The sequence below is a fragment of the Mesorhizobium sp. M8A.F.Ca.ET.218.01.1.1 genome, assembly GCF_004791165.1.
Taxonomy (GTDB): Bacteria; Pseudomonadota; Alphaproteobacteria; order Rhizobiales; family Rhizobiaceae; genus Mesorhizobium.
In genome coordinates, this window is the sequence record NZ_SRUZ01000005.1 from 320,744 (window position 1) to 336,788 (window position 16,045).

The following is a 16,045-nucleotide window of genomic DNA, read 5'->3' on the forward strand; positions in this document are numbered from 1 at the left end:
ATTGACCATAGCGTCGTCGTCAGGGAGGAACGCATGATCGGCAATGCCGTGTTCCGCGTAGAGGGACTGAGGAAATCCTTTGGCCGCAACGAGGTGCTTGGCGGCATCGCGCTGGACCTCCATGCCGGCGAAGTGACGGTGCTGATGGGCGCCAACGGCGCCGGCAAATCCACCCTCGTCAAGATCGTCAGCGGCGTCTACGAGCGTGGCGGCGGCACCATGACGCTCGCCGGTCAGGACTTCGCACCGAACACGCCGGCGGAAGCGATCCGCGCCGGCGTCGTTACCGTGCACCAGAACATCAATGACGGTGTTGTCGCCGACCTCGATGTCGCCACCAATCTCACGCTCGACAGGCTGAGCGGCAAAGGCGTGCCGACCCTGTTCAACCCCGTCCGCGTGCGCCGCGAAGCCAAGGCGGTCGCCGATCGCATGGGGTTGGCCATCGATCTCAAGGCACGCGTCAGCGATCTGTCGCTGGCCGACCGCCAGATGGTGGCGATTGCCCGAGCGCTGGCGCACCAGCCGAAAGTGCTGATCCTCGATGAGCCGACCTCATCGCTCTCCAGTGCCGAAGCCGACAGGCTGTTCGCGCTAGTCGACCGGCTGCGCGAGCAAGGCGTGGCGATCCTCTATATCTCGCACCGCATGTCGGATATCAGGCGGCTCGCCGACCGCATCGTCTCGATGCGCGATGGTGTCGTCTCGGGCGCCTTCGACACCAAGCCGCTCGACTATGAAGGCGCGGTCAACGCCATGCTCGGCCGCAAGATCCATCTCGACCAGATCGTCGCCAGGAGTTCGGCCAGGGCGGTCCTGACCATCGAGGGGCTGCGCATCGCGCAGGGTGCCCGGCCGATCTCGCTGACGCTTGGCGATGGCGAGGTCGTCGCCATCACCGGCCTCGTTGGCGTCGGCAAGACCGCTCTTGCCGAAACGTTGTTCGGTGTGCGCCGGCCGCTCGCCGGCACCATGACGATGAACGGCAAGCCTTACGCGCCGCGCTCGGCGGGCGACGCGATCGCCGCCGGCGTGTTTCTCGTCGCCAAGGATCGCGCCAGCAGCGGCATCATCGGTGGCTTCAACATCGAGCGCAATGTCAGCCTGCCTTTCCTGAAGCGTATGTCGAATTTCAGCGTGCTCAAACGCCGCCTCGAACGCGCCACCGCGCGCCGGCAGATCGAGCAACTCGGCATCGTCTGCCGCTCGGAGAAGGACCAGATGTCGGCGCTGTCCGGCGGCAACCAGCAAAAGGTGATGGTCGCCCGCTGGATGGCGCAGAATGCCGCGCTGTTCATCCTCGATGAGCCGTTCCAAGGCGTCGACATTTCGGCAAGGCGCGACATCGCCGCCAAGCTGAGGGCAAGCGCCAATGGCCGTGCCACGCTCTTGTTCGTCACCGAACTCGACGAAGCGCTGGAGACGGCCGATCGCATCCTGGTGATGTCGGAGCATACGATCGTCGGCGAACACCGCAATGCCGATGTCGACCTCGACCGCCTTTTGGCCGAGGTCGCCGGCGGACCGCTGCACAGCGCTGCCTGAGGGTGGCGGTGAATGGAATTGGAATGGAGAGACCATGGGTTGGAGTTGGGTAAAAACGGCAGCGGCGCTGGGGTGCGCCGAATGACGCTGCGCGACTATGCCATCCGCTATGGGTTCATCGTGCTGCTGTTCGGATTGGTCGCCTATTTCGCGATCGCCGCCGACGGGTTCGTCTCGCCGCAAAGTGCCGTCTTCATCTTCCAGTCGGTCGCCATCACCGGCGTGCTGGCGCTCGGCGTTACCGCCACGCTGGTTGTCGGCGGCTTCGACCTGTCGATAGGCTCGGTCGCGACCTCGGCCATGATGGCGGCGGCCTATGTCATGGTGGTGCTGGAACAGAACGCCGTCGTGGCGGTCATCGTCTGCCTGTTGATCGGCGCCCTTGTCGGCCTGATCAATGGCTGGCTGATCGTCTACATGCGCGTGCCGGACCTCTTGGCGACGCTCGGCATGATGTTCCTGCTGGTCGGCCTGCAGCGCATCCCGACCGAGGGCCGCTCGATCGCCACGGGCATGACCATGCCCGACGGCTCGGTCGCCAACGGCAAATTCTCCGATGCCTTCCTGGCGCTCGGCCGCCACCGCTTCGATTTCTTCATCCCGAACCTCATTCCGGTGTCGGTCGTCGTGCTTCTGGTGCTGGCGGTGTTGATCTGGTTCTTCCTCGAATACACCCGCTTCGGTCGTATGATGTATGCGGTCGGCTCCAATGAGCGCGCCGCCGAACTCGCCGGCGCGCCTGTCAAGGCATACAAGATCTGGGCCTACGTTATTTCAGGAGTTTTTGCCTCGATCGGGGGCATTTTGCTCGCCGCCCGGCTTGGACGCGGCGACATCGCCTCGGGTAATAATCTGCTGCTCGATGCGGTTGCCGCGGCGCTGATCGGCTACGCGGTGCTCGGCGCCGCCAAGCCGAACGCCTTCGGCACCGCCATCGGCGCGCTGTTCGTCGGCATCTTGCTGCAAGGCCTGACGATGATGAACGCGCCCTACTACACGCAGGATTTCGTCAAGGGCGTGGTTCTGGTCGTCGCCCTTGTCTTCACCTTTGCCCTTTCGGGCAGGGGCAGGGGCTAGCATTCGGCCGGACAGGATTTTGGGTTCAACAAAAGTGGAGGAAAACAAGGTGAACATCACAAGAAGAGTTCTGGGGAAAGTGGCGCTCGGGCTGGCCGGCGCAACCATGCTGATGCAGGGGGCATTTGCCGCGGACAAGCCGGCGCCGTTCGACAAGCCCGGCGTCAAGATCGCGCTGGTGCGTTATCTCTCGACCGGCGACTTCTTCCAGGCCTATCTCTCGGGCGTCGAGGCGCAGTCGAAGGCGCTTGGCATCGACCTTCGCGTGCTCGACAGCCGCCAGGACGCCGCGCTTCAGTCCGACATGGTTGATCAGGCCATCGCGCTCGGCGTGCAGGGCATCATCATCCAGCACGGCCTGACGGAATCGATGAAGGACGCCGCCCAGCGTGCCGTCGACGCCGGCATCAAGGTGGTGGCTTTCGACGTTAATGTCGAAAACCCCAAGATCCCGCAAGTCGAACAGTCGGACAAGGACCTGGCGCGGCTGGCGCTCGAGCAGGCGGTCAAGGACAATGGCGAAAGCTGGAACGCCGGCTACGTCTATGTCGCCGGCATTGCGCCGCTCGACCGCCGTAACGAAACCTGGGTCGACGTGAAGAAGAAATATGCCGGCATCAAGGAAGCCGCCATGTTCGGCACGCTCGACAACCCGATCGCCAACTCCGTCGCCAACCAGGCGCGCTCGGTGCTGTCGGCGCACCCCGACATCAACGTGATGTTCGCCCCCTATGACGAATTCGCCAAGGGCGTGAAGATCGCCGTCGACGAAGCGGGCCTGAACAAGAAGATCAAGATCTATTCGGCCGACATTTCGACGTCCGACATCGCTGCGATGCGTGAGCCCGATAGTGCCTGGGCCGCGACCGCGGCGACCAACCCGGCCGTCGTCGGCCAGGTCTCGGTGCGCGCGCTGGCGCAACTGCTCGCCGGCGAAGATCCCGGCCACAACGTCATCGTGCCGCCGACGCTGATCACGCAGAAGGAGCTGATCGACAAGGACATCAAGAACATGGAAGACCTGTCGGCCAAGCTGCCACAGTTCGCCCATGCCGACGTCGCCATGCCCGCCTGGATGCCGAACCCGAACGCGAAGTAAGGCTCGCCAGTACAGGACGGAAAAGGGCGGCCCGTGAGCCGCCCTTTTTGTTGCCTGTCGGGAGATGCCTAGCGCAGCGCCGCGGCGATATTGCCGCCGTCGACCGTCGTCACATCGGCGGTGGTGCGATCGGCCAGTGCGTGATGCAGGAAGGCCTGCGCCACGTCCTGCGCCGTCACCTCCTGGCCGAGCAGATTGCCGGACATGTATTCCTGCTCGGACACGCCGCGCGCGCCCGAGCGGCTGGCGATCATGGCGTCGGTCAAAAGGCCGGAGCGGATGCGGTCGGCATTGACGGCATTAGAACGGATGCCATGGGCGCCGTAGTCGAGCGCGTATTGCCTGGACAGGAACAGCGTCGCCGCTTTCGGCACGCCATAAGCGCCGAATTTCGGGCCCGGATTGACCGCCTGCTTGGAGGTGTTGAACAACAGCGCGCCGCCGGTGCCCTGTTCCAGCATGATGCGCACGGCGTTCTGCGCCGCCGACTGGTGGGCGAAGAAATTGAGCTCGAAGCTCTTGCGCAGCAGCGCATCGTCAAGCTCGCCGATGCGGCCTTCCCAGGCGGCGCCCGCATTGGACACCAATATGTCGACGCCGCCGAAGACGGCGACCGCCTTGTCGAAGGCGGCACGCATCTGGGCCGGGTCGGTGATGTCGGCGCCAACACCGATCGAATTGTTGCCAGCTTGTTTGGCGGCATTGGCGGCCTTTTCGGCGTCGAGATCGACAACGACGGCATGAGCGCCATTGTCGGCGAACAGTTTTGCGGTCGCCGCACCGATCGCGCCGGCGCCGCCGGTGATCAGCACCACCTGTCCGGTCAGCGGCTTCGGCTTGTTGGAGGCGAGCTTGGCCTGTTCCAGCGACCAGTATTCGAGTGGGAACAGGTCCGCCTTGGACAACGGGTGGAAACGCCCGACCGCCTCGGCGCCGCGCGCGGCCTCGATCCACATTTCGCCGACGTCCGATGCGATCCTGGCATCCTTCAGCGTGCGGCCATGACCGAACATGCCGAGCCCCGGCACCAGCGTCAGTCGCGGCATGGGATCGAGCATGGTGCGCTTGACGTCGTCGAGCGCGTCATTGGTCTCGAAATAGGCGCGGTAATCGCTGACGAAGGCATCGACATGGCTCTTGATGACGGCCTTGTAGTCGCCGGCCTTGTCGGCATCGGGCGCCGGCACGGCCATCGGTCCGGTCTTGATGCGGATCGACAGATCCGGCGTCGACACGCCACGCCCGGCATAGTCGGCGATCTCAGCCGAATTGATGAAGTCGACGATCGCGTCGGAGGTGCGGAAATCGCTGATCATGCGGTCGAAGCGGCCTTCGCCGCGTCGCGCCGCGACAGCGCCGCGCAGCATGGGCGCGATGGAAGCCGGCATCGCCAGCCTTGCCGGCAATGCTGCCTTTGCCGCCTTGGGCTTGGCATGCTTGGCCACATAGTCTTCGGCGACGTTCACATAGTGGATCATCCGGTCGTAGGCCTGCCTGGCATCGTCGCCGAAGGTGAAGATGCCGTGCTTGTCGAGGATCAGGCCTTCTACCGTTGGGTCGGCGTCGAAGACATCGGCCGCCGCCTTGGCGAGATCGAAGCCCGGCATGATGTAGGGCACGTAGCCCATTTTTGCTCCGAACACCTTTGCCACCAGCGGCTTGCTGTCTTCCTGGTCGACAATGGCCAGGATGGCGGTCGAGTGGGTGTGATCGACGAACTTGTGCGGCAGGAAGGCATGCAGCAGCGTCTCGACCGAGGGGTTGGGCGAGGCGGGGTCGATCAGGTTTGCCCGCTGCAGCGCGACCATGTCCTCGTCGGAAAGCCTGTCCAGCTTGCGCGCCTTGAGCAGCGCGCCCATCTTGACGGCGGGCAGGCCCTGCGGCTCGATGACGGCCATGTCCCAGCCGCTGCCCTTGACGCACAGCACGTCCCACTCGTCGCCGACGAGGTCGGTCGCCTTGATCTTGCAGGAGGTGTTGCCGCCGCCATGCAGGACCAGCTGTGGCACGCCGCCTAGAAGCCGCGTCGTGTAGACACGCAAGGCGAGGTCGCGGCCGACGCCCTTCTTCGCATAGTCGGCAACGAGTTTTTCGGCCGCGTCGTCGTTCCACAGGTTCTTCATGTTCGCTTCGTCCAGTTGCTGTCTTTAGGTGGTGAAACAGGAATGCCGCGACGCCTTGATGACAATGCGTCGGCAAAGGGTTTATTTTCAGGATGCCTTTTCTGCTGACGCTCCGGCATGATCGAGCAGCCGTTGCGCCATATGCGCGCCGACCACCAGATGCGTGCAAAGGCCGCCGGCGATGGCTGCGAGCAGCGGCTCGAACTTGCTGTCCTCCTGCACGACCATCAGCCGCTTCCCGATGACGCGCAGCGAAGCAAGCCCCGCCGAGATGACCCGCCGGTTGTAGCTGCAGTCGAGCAACTCGCCACCGGCATCGATGATCTGCCCGGCGATGACACCGGCCGCACCTTCCTTGCGCAGTGCCGCCATCTCGGCTGCCGTCAGCGCGCCACACTTCACCAGATGGCTGTCGGCATCGACCGCGCCGATGGAGTAGAGCGCAAGATCGCAGTCGCTGATCCCAGCAAGCTGGTCGCGGATCACCGGCTCGGCGCGCAGGCCTTGCGCCAGTGCCTCGGTCGATAGCACCAGGGGTGCGTAGAAGTTGAGGCCCTTGGCGTTGAGCCGACGCGCGATTTCCATCGTGCACTGGTCGGGCCGGTAGGAGTAGGGCGCGCCGAGATTGCCGCAGAGCTGCACCACGGTGACGTCCTGCAGGTCGGCATAGGACATGATGTCGGCGATGGTGTAGACGGTGCGGCCCCAGGCAACGCCGATGCGGTCGCCTTTCCTGACGAGTTCCAGGAACACGCTTGCCGCCAGCACCGCGATATCGGTCGACGGGTCGGCGAGATAGGCGTTTTCAGGCGCGATCCAGACGGCGTCGAGCTTCAGGGCGTCTTCCAGCCTGCGCGCCATGACGTCGTCGGTGAAGAGCTGCGTCGAGGTCGAGATGTTGACGATGCCAGTCTCGCGCGCCTTGCGCAGATACATGGCGACGGAGGCGCGCGAAATGTTGAGCTGATTGGCCACTTCGTCCTGCCGAAGCCCATGGGCATAGTAAAGCCAGGCCGCCTTGTGAATGAGCTGTTCTGCCGGTCGGATCGCCATGCCACCTCCTTGGCTGACAATAGTCACGGCTCTCGACAAAAGTCAAATTTGGATCGACAGGAAGCGATCTTCTGCCGCCGCGGCTCGATGGAGATCACCATTCCAGCAAGTCGCCGCAGCATAGCATTTTCAGCCATCCAGGGGGATAGCGTGACGACGAACCTGGGGTTAGAAAGCTCGAAAAGACTTTGGGGAGGATGGGATGGCCAATCCCTACGAACAGGATCTAGACAGGAACGCCGCCAACCACCAGCCGTTGACGCCGCTCACCTATCTGGAGCGCGCGGCTAAAACCTATCCCGACCATATTGCCATCATTCACGGCAGGCAGCGCATCAGCTACCGCGCCTTCTGGCGCCGCTCCCTGAAGCTCGCCTCGGCGCTGCACAGGCACGGCATCGGCAAGGGCGATACGGTGACGGTCATGCTGTCGAACACGCCGCCGATGCTGGAGGCGCATTTCGGCGTGCCGATGACCAAGGCCGTGCTGCATTCGCTCAACACGCGCCTCGATGCCGCGGTCATCGCCTTCCAGCTCGACCACGCCGAGACCAAGGTGCTGATCGTCGACCGCGAGTTTTCCGGGGTCGTGCGAGAAGCGCTCGGTCTGGCCAAGGTCAAGCCGCTGGTCATCGACTACGACGATCCCGATTACGCCGCTGATGCGCCCTACCCGAAAGGCGAGCGGGTCGGCACGGTGGACTACGAGGCCTTTGTCGCCAATGGCGACGAGGAGTTCGCCTGGTCGATGCCCGACGACGAATGGGATGCCATCTCGCTCAACTACACGTCGGGCACGACAGGCAATCCCAAGGGCGTCGTCTATCACCACCGTGGTGCTGCCCTGATGGCCTACACCAACACCATCCATGCCGGCATGGCCAAGCACGCCGTCTATCTCTGGACCTTGCCGATGTTCCACTGCAATGGCTGGTGTTTTCCCTGGACGCTGGCCGTCCAGGCCGGCACGCATGTCTGCCTGCGCTGGGTGCGGCCGAAGCCGATCTACGACGCCATTGCCGACCATGGCGTCACGCATCTGTGCGGGGCGCCGGTCGTCATGTCGGTGCTGATCAACGCCAGGGATGAGGACAAGCGCGCGTTTGCGCAGACGGTCACCTTCAACACGGCTGCCGCGCCGCCGCCCGAAGCCGTGCTGTCGGGCATGGCCGATGCCGGCTTCGCCGTCACCCATCTCTACGGGTTGACCGAGACCTACGGTCCGGCTGTCGTCAACGAATGGCATAATGGCTGGGACGCACTCGACAAAGGGGCGAGGGCGGGCAAGAAGGCACGGCAGGGCGTGCGCTATGCCGCGCTCGAAGGCCTGACGGTGATGGATCCCGAAACCATGGCTGAAACGCCCGCCGACGGCGAAACCATCGGCGAGGTCATGTTCCGCGGCAACATCGTCATGAAGGGTTACCTGAAGAACCGCAAGGCAACGGACGAGGCTTTCGCCGGCGGCTGGTTCCACTCGGGCGATCTCGGCGTCATGCATCCCGACGGCTACATCCAGCTCAAGGACCGCTCGAAGGACATCATCATCTCCGGTGGCGAGAACATTTCCTCGATCGAGGTCGAGGACGCGCTCTACAAGCATCCCGCCGTGACCTCCTGCGGCGTCGTCGCACGCCATGACGACAAGTGGGGCGAGGTGCCTGTCGCCTATGTCGAGCTGAAGCCGGGCAAGGAGGCGAGCGAGGCCGAGATGATCGAGCACTGCCGGATGTTGCTCGCCCGCTTCAAGGTGCCAAAGGCGGTGATCTTCGCCGAAATACCGAAGACCTCGACCGGCAAGATCCAGAAATTCCGGCTGCGGGAAATGGCCAAGCTCGCCTGAGCCCTCCGTGGGCCTTTTCGAGAGAATTATTTTCAGAGGCCCGCATCCTGGGGGCGTCTTGTGACGTCTATGGGATGTCACCATTTGTCACCTATCGTACGCGTACGTCGAATCCGTGTTGACAGAGTGCCCCTTTCGATTTACGAGTGATGAAAATCGAAATTCGTCACTCGTTATTTGACAGAGAGCTATGTCCGAAGCCGCCAACATCGTCGCCGACGTCGCCCGCCAGGAAAATGTGACGCGCATTCTCGATTGCGCCGAGCGCCTGTTCCGGCACTATGGCTACGGCAAGACCAATGTCGCCGACATTGCCCGCGAACTCGGCATGTCGCCGGCCAACATCTATCGTTTCTTTGCCTCCAAGGTCGAAATCCACCAGGCCGTCTGTGGCCGGATGCTCGGCGCCAGCTACAAGATGGCCTACGAGATCATGCACCTGCCGATCAGCGCCGAGGAGCGGCTGCGGCGTTACGTGCATGCGCAGTACAAGATGACGATGGAGGTCATGCTCGACGACCAGAAGGTCCACGAGATGGTCATCGTCGCCCTCGAGCGCGACTGGGGCGTCATCGACAAGCATGTCGACAGCATCCACGATCTCTTCGCCGAGGTAATCCGCGAGGGCATCGAGGCCGGCGAGTTCAGGAAACAGGACCCGGTGACCGCATCGCGCTGTTTCGGTGCCGCCACCGTCATCCTGTGCCATCCGCAGATGGTGGCGCAGTGCCTCGCCAAGACCAATCGGGCGATGCCCGACGAGCTCATCGATTACGCCATCAGAGCCTTGAAATAGCCGCCGCCAGCCGGTGCCGGTGTCGACAGTCCGCCTCCAGTCGGGAGTATCAAGATGTTTTTGCCCAGTTCCATCCTTCGCAAGCTTCCAGCCGCCGGCCTGATCATCGCATCGCTTGGGCTTGCCGGCTGCTCGCAGGAAAAGGCGGAGGTGAAGGACATCATCCGCCCGGTCAAGGTCGTCGAGATCGCGAAGGCGCATGACACCCGCACGCTGTCCTATTCCGGATCGGTGCGCGCCCGCACCGAGAGCACACTGGGGTTCCGGGTCAACGGCAAGATCACCGAGCGTCTCGTCGACATCGGCCAGCACGTGGCGCCTGGCGATGTGCTCGCCCGCATCGATCCCTCAGACTATGACCTGTCGGTCAAGAGCGCGCAGGCCGCGCTGGATGCCTCAGAACGTCAGGTCGAGACCGTCGAACTCGCCCGCAAGCGCGCCGAGCAGCTTTTCGCCAAGAACTTCGCGCCGAAATCGCAGCTCGAACAGGCGACGCTGACCTTTGACCAGGCCGTCGCCACGCGCGACTCCGCCCGCTCGACGCTTGCCCAGGCCAGAAACCAGGTCGGCTATACCGACCTCAAGGCCGACAGGGACGGCATCGTCACGGCGGTCAACGCCGATGTCGGCCAGGTGGTTGGCTCGGGCACGCCGGTGATCACCGTCGCGGTCGATGGCGAAAAGGAAGTGCTGATCGCGGTTCCGGAAATGGAGATCGCGCAGTTCAAACCGGGCAAGGACGTCAAGGCGGGCTTCTGGTCCGATGCCGCTCTGGCGCTCGACGGCAAGGTCCGCGAGGTCGCCGGCAGCGCCGATCCGCAGTCGCGCACTTTTGCCGTCCGCGTCAGCCTGCCCAACGACCCGCGCGTGCTGCTCGGCATGACCGCCAATATCGAGGCGTCGGCAGCCAACGAAAAGCAGCTCGTCTCTATCCCGCTGAGCGCGCTCGCCGAGAAAGACAGCCAGTCGATCGTCTGGACGGTCGATCGCGGCGCCGACACGGTTCATGCCCGTCCAGTCAAGGTCGCCGAGTTCGCCGCCGACGGCGTGCGCGTGGCGGAGGGATTGAAACCGGGCGATATCGTGGTCGCCGCCGGTACGCAGTTCATGACCGAGGACCTGAAGGTGAAACTCGCCGGCGGCGTCACACAGCAGTCCGCCTCGGCCGAAGGCGAGGACGCCAGCAAGCTGCGCTGACGACAGACAGATCGGCCGCGCGTTCCCGCGGCCGCAGGTTTCCGGGCGGCGTGCCCGAAGGTCGAGACGTCAAGGCCGATGTACCCCCGCATCGATCCTCGCGTCCCACCGCGATGAGTGTCTCTCCGCTCGAAGAGCGACGCCGCCCGGAAACCAGTATCGAACGCAGATGATTTCGTTTCGCGCGCCGCGCTTCTTCGAAGCACCTTCCTCGAAGCACAAGGGCGCCGGCAACCAAGCAAAGTGGACCAGCACCGATGACGACCTCCACTGAAGAAAAGCGGCCCTTCAATCTCTCTCGTTGGGCAATTGGCCATCCCTCCATTGCGCGCTTCCTGTTCGGGCTGATCATCATCGCCGGCGCGCTCGGCCTGATGCGCATGGGCCAGAAGGAGGATCCCGATTTCACCTTCCGCGTCATGGTCGTGCAGGCGATCTGGCCGGGCTCCTCGATCCAGGAGATGGAAGACCAGGTCGTCAACAAGATCGAGCGCAAATTGCAGGAGACGCCGCATCTCGACTTCGTGCGCTCCTTCACCCGCGCCGGCAGCGCCATCATCACCGTCCAGATCAAGGGCGACACCAACGCCGCTGAAGTGACGGATGCCTTCTATCAGGTGCGCAAGAAGGTCGGCGACATCCAGGGCGACCTGCCACAGGGCCTGCTCGGCCCCTATTTCAACGACGAGTTCGGCGACACCTTCATCACGCTGCATTCGATCAGCGGCGACGGCTTCTCCTATCCGGAGCTGAAGAAGTTCGCCATCCAGGCGCGCGACATGCTGTTGACGACATCAGGCGTCGAAAAGGCCGTCATCATCGGCGACCAGCCGGAAAAACTCTATATCGACGTCTCGTCCAAGGCGCTGGCCGAACGCGGCCTGACGCTGACCGACCTGCAGAACGCGATCAAGGGCCAGAACAACGTCGATCCAGCCGGCTCCGTCGATACCGGCGTCAATTCGGTGCGCATCTCCGTCGAAGGCGACGTCGCCAAGGCCGCCGACATCAGGGAATTGCGCCTGCGCGCCGGCGGCCAGGTGACCCGGCTGGGCGACATCGCCACCGTCACTTCGGGGCTGGAAGATCCCTTCCAGCGCAAATACCGCTTCAATGGCCACGACAGCGTGCAGCTTGGCGTCGTCATGGCCAAGGGTTTTAAAGTCACCGATGTCGGCAAGGATGTCGAGGCGACCTACAAGCACTTCGAGGAAGCGCTGCCCTATGGCGTTTCGGTCGACCAGATTTCCGACCAGCCGGGCGTCGTCACGGACGCGGTCGCCGAATTCATGCATGCGCTCGGCGAGGCGCTGCTGATCGTGCTCGTCGTCTCGTTCCTGTCGATCGGCTGGCGCTCGGGCCTGGTGATCGCCATCGCCATACCGCTGGTGCTCGCCGCCACATTCGCCATCATGTATGAAATCGGCATCGACCTGCAGCGCATTTCGCTGGGCGCGCTGATCATCGCGCTCGGCTTGCTCGTCGACGACGCCATGATCGTCGTCGAGATGATGGAGCGGAAGCTCGAGGAGGGGTTGGTCAAGATCGAGGCGGCGAGCTTCGCCTATTCCTCGACCGCCTTCCCGATGCTGACCGGCACGCTGATCACCACCGCCGGCTTCATCCCGGTCGGCTTCGCCGCCTCGACGGCTGGCGAATATGTGCGCACCCTGTTCTATGTCGTCGGCATCGCGCTGATCGTGTCGTGGTTCGTGGCGGTCTATTTCACGCCGTGGCTGGGGCATATGATCCTCAAGCAGCGCAAGCATGCCGGCACCCACCACGACGCCTTCGACACGCGTTTCTATCGCCGGCTTCGCTCGACCGTCGGCTGGGCGGTGCGTCACCGCATCATCGTGCTGGTGATGACGCTGGTGACTTTCGGCACCAGCCTGTGGGCCTTCCAGTTCATTCCGCAGAACTTCTTCCCGCAATCGTCGCGGCCCGAAATCCTCGTCGACCTCTGGCTGCCGGAAGGCACCTCGATCAAGGAAGTCGAGACGCAGGCCAAGGCCCTGGAAGCCAAGATGATGGACGACAAGGACAAGCGTTTCATCGCCACCTATATCGGCGAGGGCGCCCCGCGCTTCTTCCTGCCGCTCGACCAGCAACTGCGCAACCCGAATTTCGCCCAGATGCTTGTCATGGCCAATGACGAGCCGGCCCGCGAGCGGCTGATCGTCAAGCTGCGCACGGTTCTGGCGCAGGATTTCCCGTCGATCCGTGCCAAGGTCGACCGCCTGTTCCTCGGACCGCCGACCGGCTGGCCCGTGCAGATGCGCGTCATGGGTCCGGATCGTCAGGAGGTGCGCCGCATCGCCGACCAGGTGAAGGCGAAGTTCCGCGAGGATCCGCTGCTTGGCGCCGTCCATGACGACTGGCTGGAGCCGGTGCCTGCGATGAAGCTGGTCATCGATCAGGATCGCGCCCGTGCGCTCGGCGTCACCTCGCAGCGCATCCGCCAGATGCTGCAGGCCGCGATGTCCGGCGCGCCGCTCGACGATTTCCGTGACGGCGAGGAGACGGTGTCCATCGTCGCCCGCGAGCCGGATGCCAGCCGCAGCCTGCTGTCCTCGGTCGACTCGGTCTATATCCCGACCGATTTCGGCGGCTTCGTTCCGCTGTCGCAGGTCGCCAAGGTCATGCCTGTGCTGGAGCAAGGCATAGAGTGGCGCCGCGACCGCCTGCCGACCATCTCGGTGCGCGCCACATTGCCCGACGGCGTGCAGTCCAACGACGTCGTCACCAAGATGTACAAGGACATGCAGGGTCTGCGCGACGGCCTGGCGCCCGGTTACAAGATCGAGATTCAGGGCGGGGCCGAGGATTCGGCTGAAAGCCAGGCTTCGATTGCCGCCAAGGCGCCGATCATGCTGGCCGTCATCGTCGTGCTGCTGATGATCCAGCTGCAGAACTTCGGCAAGGCGATGCTGGTGCTGGCGACGGGCCCGCTCGGCATCATCGGTGCTGCCGCCGCTCTGCTGATCAGCGGCGCGCCATTCGGCTTCGTCGCCATCCTCGGCGTTATCGCGCTGCTCGGCATCATCATGCGCAACTCGATCATCCTGGTCGACCAGATCGACCAGGACATCGCCAGGGGCATGGACCGTTCCGAAGCGATCATCGGCTCGGCGGTGCGCCGCTTCAGGCCGATCGTACTGACGGCGATGACCGCGGTGCTGGCACTGATCCCGATCTCGCGTGCCGTGTTCTGGGGGCCGCTCGCCTATGCCATGATGGGCGGCATTCTGGTCGCGACCGTGCTCACCATCCTGGTGCTGCCGGCGGGCTATGCGCTCTTCTTCGGCCGCGAGCCGAAGAAGGTGAAGACCGACGAGCAGGCCCCTGAGCCAGGAGAGATCGAAGGCATCGAACGGCCGCAATTGGCTTTGGCGGCGGAATAAGAAAAAAACCGGCCGGTCGATTTGCGACCGGCCGGTTTTCCTTGATGCAGCAGCTTGGGCCGCCTTGGCGGTCAGATCATCAGATGACGAATACCCAATTGGCGATGAGCATGACCGCCACGCCGGCGACCAGCGTCAGATAGGGCAGCATGCCCGCCTTCTTGACCGAGAGGTCGGCTCCCGCCATGCCGAGGTCGGCCAGCATGTGGTCCGGGAATTTGCCCTTGTCCTGGATGTAGTGGCGGAAGCAGAACACCGGGATGATCAGCGCCGCGGTGATCAGGCCGGCCCACAGGGCCATCGGGTTCCACACCTTGGCGCCTGCGCCCATGAAGATGGCGTTGACATAGGCGAAGATCGCCCCGATCCCCAAGAGCCAGCTAGGCGCCTTCCACGGCCGTACGATATGGCCGTTGTCGATGCGGTGGATCCAGCCGGCATTGAGGTTGAGGAAGTTGAAGATGATGTAGCCGCAGTTCGACACGGCGAGGATGAAGAAGAAGCTCGTCGCGTCGGCCGAGGCGATCGCCAGAACCGCCAGGTTGAAGCAGAGGTCAGTCCACATGGCCCGCGTCGGCGCGCCGTGTTCGTTGACGTGGCTGAGATAGCGCGGCAGCCAGCCGTCGACCGAGCCCTGGTAGAGCGTGCGCGAGGAGCCGGCCATCGCCGTCATGATGCACAGCACCAGCGCCAGGATCATCAGCATGACAAGCAGGCTGTGGATAATCTTGCCGCCGCCGACCATGCCGGCCAGCGCGTCGGCCACGCCTGAGCCGTCGACGATCGGCGTTGCCAGCATGCCGTTCAGGCCCAGCACGCCCTGGAAGGTGAAGGGCACCAGGATGAACAAAAGCATGCAGAGCAGGCCGGAATAGAAGATGGCCTTGAACGTATCGGTGCCGGGGTTCTTGAACTCCGACGTGTAGCAGACGGCCGTCTCAAACCCATAGGTCGACCAGGCGGCGATGAACATGCCGCCGAGCGCCAATGTCCAGCCGGCGATGTTCCAGGAGCCGGGCTCGGGTGCGTAGGCAGCCGCCAGCGGCACCAGCGGCGAGAAGTTCGCCCAGTCGATCTGACCGGTGAAGATCGGCACAACGCCGACAATCAGCATCGGGATAATGACCAGCAGGCCGATATATTTCTGCACGCTGGCGGTGCCCAGGATGCCGCGATGCTGGATCGAGAAAATGATCAGCATCAGCACCGCGCCGATGAAAAAAGTGGCGTTGAGCGTGAACGAGACCGGGCCCAGCGTGTGGCTCCACAGCGTCCAGTTACGGATGGCCGGCGTCGCGGCGGCGGTCACCGCGGTGATGGCGTCTGCGGGAACCGTTCCGGCATGCGCGGCGATGTAGGCCACCACCTCGGGCGAGGTGTCGGTGAAGATCGGCACCGGCGCCAGCGCGTTGAGGATATAGGCGGCGGCGATCGAGCAGCCGAGCGACAGCACCGGCGACCAGGCGAACCAGTTGCACCACACCGACAGCGGCGCGATGAACTTAGAGTAGCGCAGCCACGCCGTGGCGCCGTAGATCGAGGCGCCGCCGGACTTGTTCGGAAACAGGCCGGCGATTTCGGCATAGGTAAAGGACTGCAGGAAGCCCATGATCATGGACACCGTCCAGATCAGGAAGGCCAGCTTTCCCGTCGTGCCGGCAATGCCGCCGATCGAGAACAGGACCAGCGCCGGAACGCCGCTCGCCACCCAGAAGGCGCCGCGCCAGTCGATATGCCTGAGCAGCTTGCTTTCGGCAGGCTGGTCCAGGACCGTACTTATCGTGCTCATGTCGATGAGTTCCCCTTTTTCGATGTTCCCCGCCAGCGATGCCTCGGCTACGCGAAGCTTGCTCCCCGGCTAATGACCGTTCCGGCCGCAGTGTTTCCACTCAGTCGTATTTTTTTCTT

General features: G+C 63.8%; 10 protein-coding genes. 7 read left to right on the plus strand and 3 right to left on the minus strand.

Annotation, left to right across the window (positions count from 1 at the left end):
• Positions 1 to 33 precede the first annotated feature (33 nt).
• The 3 genes from EN861_RS20230 to EN861_RS20240 all read left to right on the plus strand — a co-directional run bounded on the left by EN861_RS20230 (position 34) and on the right by EN861_RS20240 (position 3,721).
• Positions 34 to 1,545, plus strand: coding sequence for a sugar ABC transporter ATP-binding protein (locus EN861_RS20230; protein WP_127277591.1), 1,512 nt, complete (start codon positions 34 to 36; stop codon positions 1,543 to 1,545).
• An 81-nt stretch (positions 1,546 to 1,626) separates the two neighbouring features.
• Positions 1,627 to 2,622, plus strand: a complete 996-nt coding sequence (locus tag EN861_RS20235; protein ID WP_127277593.1) for an ABC transporter permease — start codon at positions 1,627 to 1,629, stop codon at positions 2,620 to 2,622.
• 49 nt (positions 2,623 to 2,671) lie between these two features.
• Positions 2,672 to 3,721, plus strand: coding sequence for a substrate-binding domain-containing protein (locus tag EN861_RS20240; protein WP_127277596.1), 1,050 nt, complete (start codon positions 2,672 to 2,674; stop codon positions 3,719 to 3,721).
• A 68-nt stretch (positions 3,722 to 3,789) separates the two neighbouring features.
• On the opposite strand, the gene EN861_RS20245 is transcribed toward EN861_RS20240, so the two are convergent.
• Together EN861_RS20245 and EN861_RS20250 are read right to left on the minus strand one after the other, a co-directional pair.
• Entirely contained in the window at positions 3,790 to 5,844 is a 2,055-nt protein-coding gene (locus tag EN861_RS20245; protein ID WP_135865220.1) for a bifunctional aldolase/short-chain dehydrogenase, read from the minus strand.
• Between the two features lie 87 nt (positions 5,845 to 5,931).
• A complete protein-coding gene (locus tag EN861_RS20250; protein WP_127277600.1) occupies positions 5,932 to 6,897 on the minus strand; it encodes a sugar-binding transcriptional regulator in 966 nt (321 codons plus the stop codon).
• 202 nt (positions 6,898 to 7,099) lie between these two features.
• Here EN861_RS20250 and EN861_RS20255 point away from each other — a divergent pair, with 202 nt between their 5' ends.
• The 4 genes from EN861_RS20255 to EN861_RS20270 all read left to right on the plus strand — a co-directional run bounded on the left by EN861_RS20255 (position 7,100) and on the right by EN861_RS20270 (position 14,137).
• A complete protein-coding gene (locus EN861_RS20255; RefSeq protein WP_135865222.1) occupies positions 7,100 to 8,740 on the plus strand; it encodes an acyl-CoA synthetase in 1,641 nt (546 codons plus the stop codon).
• Between the two features lie 190 nt (positions 8,741 to 8,930).
• Complete coding sequence (locus tag EN861_RS20260; protein ID WP_127277604.1) at positions 8,931 to 9,536, plus strand: TetR family transcriptional regulator; 606 nt, start codon at positions 8,931 to 8,933, stop codon at positions 9,534 to 9,536.
• A gap of 54 nt (positions 9,537 to 9,590) precedes the next feature.
• Positions 9,591 to 10,733, plus strand: coding sequence for an efflux RND transporter periplasmic adaptor subunit (locus EN861_RS20265; RefSeq protein ID WP_127870640.1), 1,143 nt, complete (start codon positions 9,591 to 9,593; stop codon positions 10,731 to 10,733).
• A gap of 257 nt (positions 10,734 to 10,990) precedes the next feature.
• Positions 10,991 to 14,137 (plus strand): efflux RND transporter permease subunit, encoded by a 3,147-nt coding sequence (locus tag EN861_RS20270; RefSeq protein WP_127870641.1) that lies wholly within the window; start codon positions 10,991 to 10,993, stop codon positions 14,135 to 14,137.
• A gap of 79 nt (positions 14,138 to 14,216) precedes the next feature.
• Here EN861_RS20270 and EN861_RS20275 read toward each other — a convergent pair whose 3' ends face one another.
• Complete coding sequence (locus EN861_RS20275; protein WP_127277896.1) at positions 14,217 to 15,926, minus strand: APC family permease; 1,710 nt, start codon at positions 15,924 to 15,926, stop codon at positions 14,217 to 14,219.
• Positions 15,927 to 16,045 lie beyond the last annotated feature (119 nt).

Bases quoted from the DNA above. Each gene is read 5' to 3' on its own strand.
- EN861_RS20230 (WP_127277591.1), top strand. From the start codon at position 34: ATGATCGGCAATGCCGTGTTCCGCGTAGAGGGACTGAGGAAATCCTTT.
- EN861_RS20235 (WP_127277593.1), top strand. From the start codon at position 1,627: ATGACGCTGCGCGACTATGCCATCCGCTATGGGTTCATCGTGCTGCTG.
- EN861_RS20245 (WP_135865220.1), bottom strand. From the start codon at position 5,844: ATGAAGAACCTGTGGAACGACGACGCGGCCGAAAAACTCGTTGCCGAC.
- EN861_RS20250 (WP_127277600.1), bottom strand. From the start codon at position 6,897: ATGGCGATCCGACCGGCAGAACAGCTCATTCACAAGGCGGCCTGGCTT.
- EN861_RS20255 (WP_135865222.1), top strand. From the start codon at position 7,100: ATGGCCAATCCCTACGAACAGGATCTAGACAGGAACGCCGCCAACCAC.
- EN861_RS20260 (WP_127277604.1), top strand. From the start codon at position 8,931: ATGTCCGAAGCCGCCAACATCGTCGCCGACGTCGCCCGCCAGGAAAAT.
- EN861_RS20265 (WP_127870640.1), top strand. From the start codon at position 9,591: ATGTTTTTGCCCAGTTCCATCCTTCGCAAGCTTCCAGCCGCCGGCCTG.
- EN861_RS20270 (WP_127870641.1), top strand. From the start codon at position 10,991: ATGACGACCTCCACTGAAGAAAAGCGGCCCTTCAATCTCTCTCGTTGG.
- EN861_RS20275 (WP_127277896.1), bottom strand. From the start codon at position 15,926: ATGAGCACGATAAGTACGGTCCTGGACCAGCCTGCCGAAAGCAAGCTG.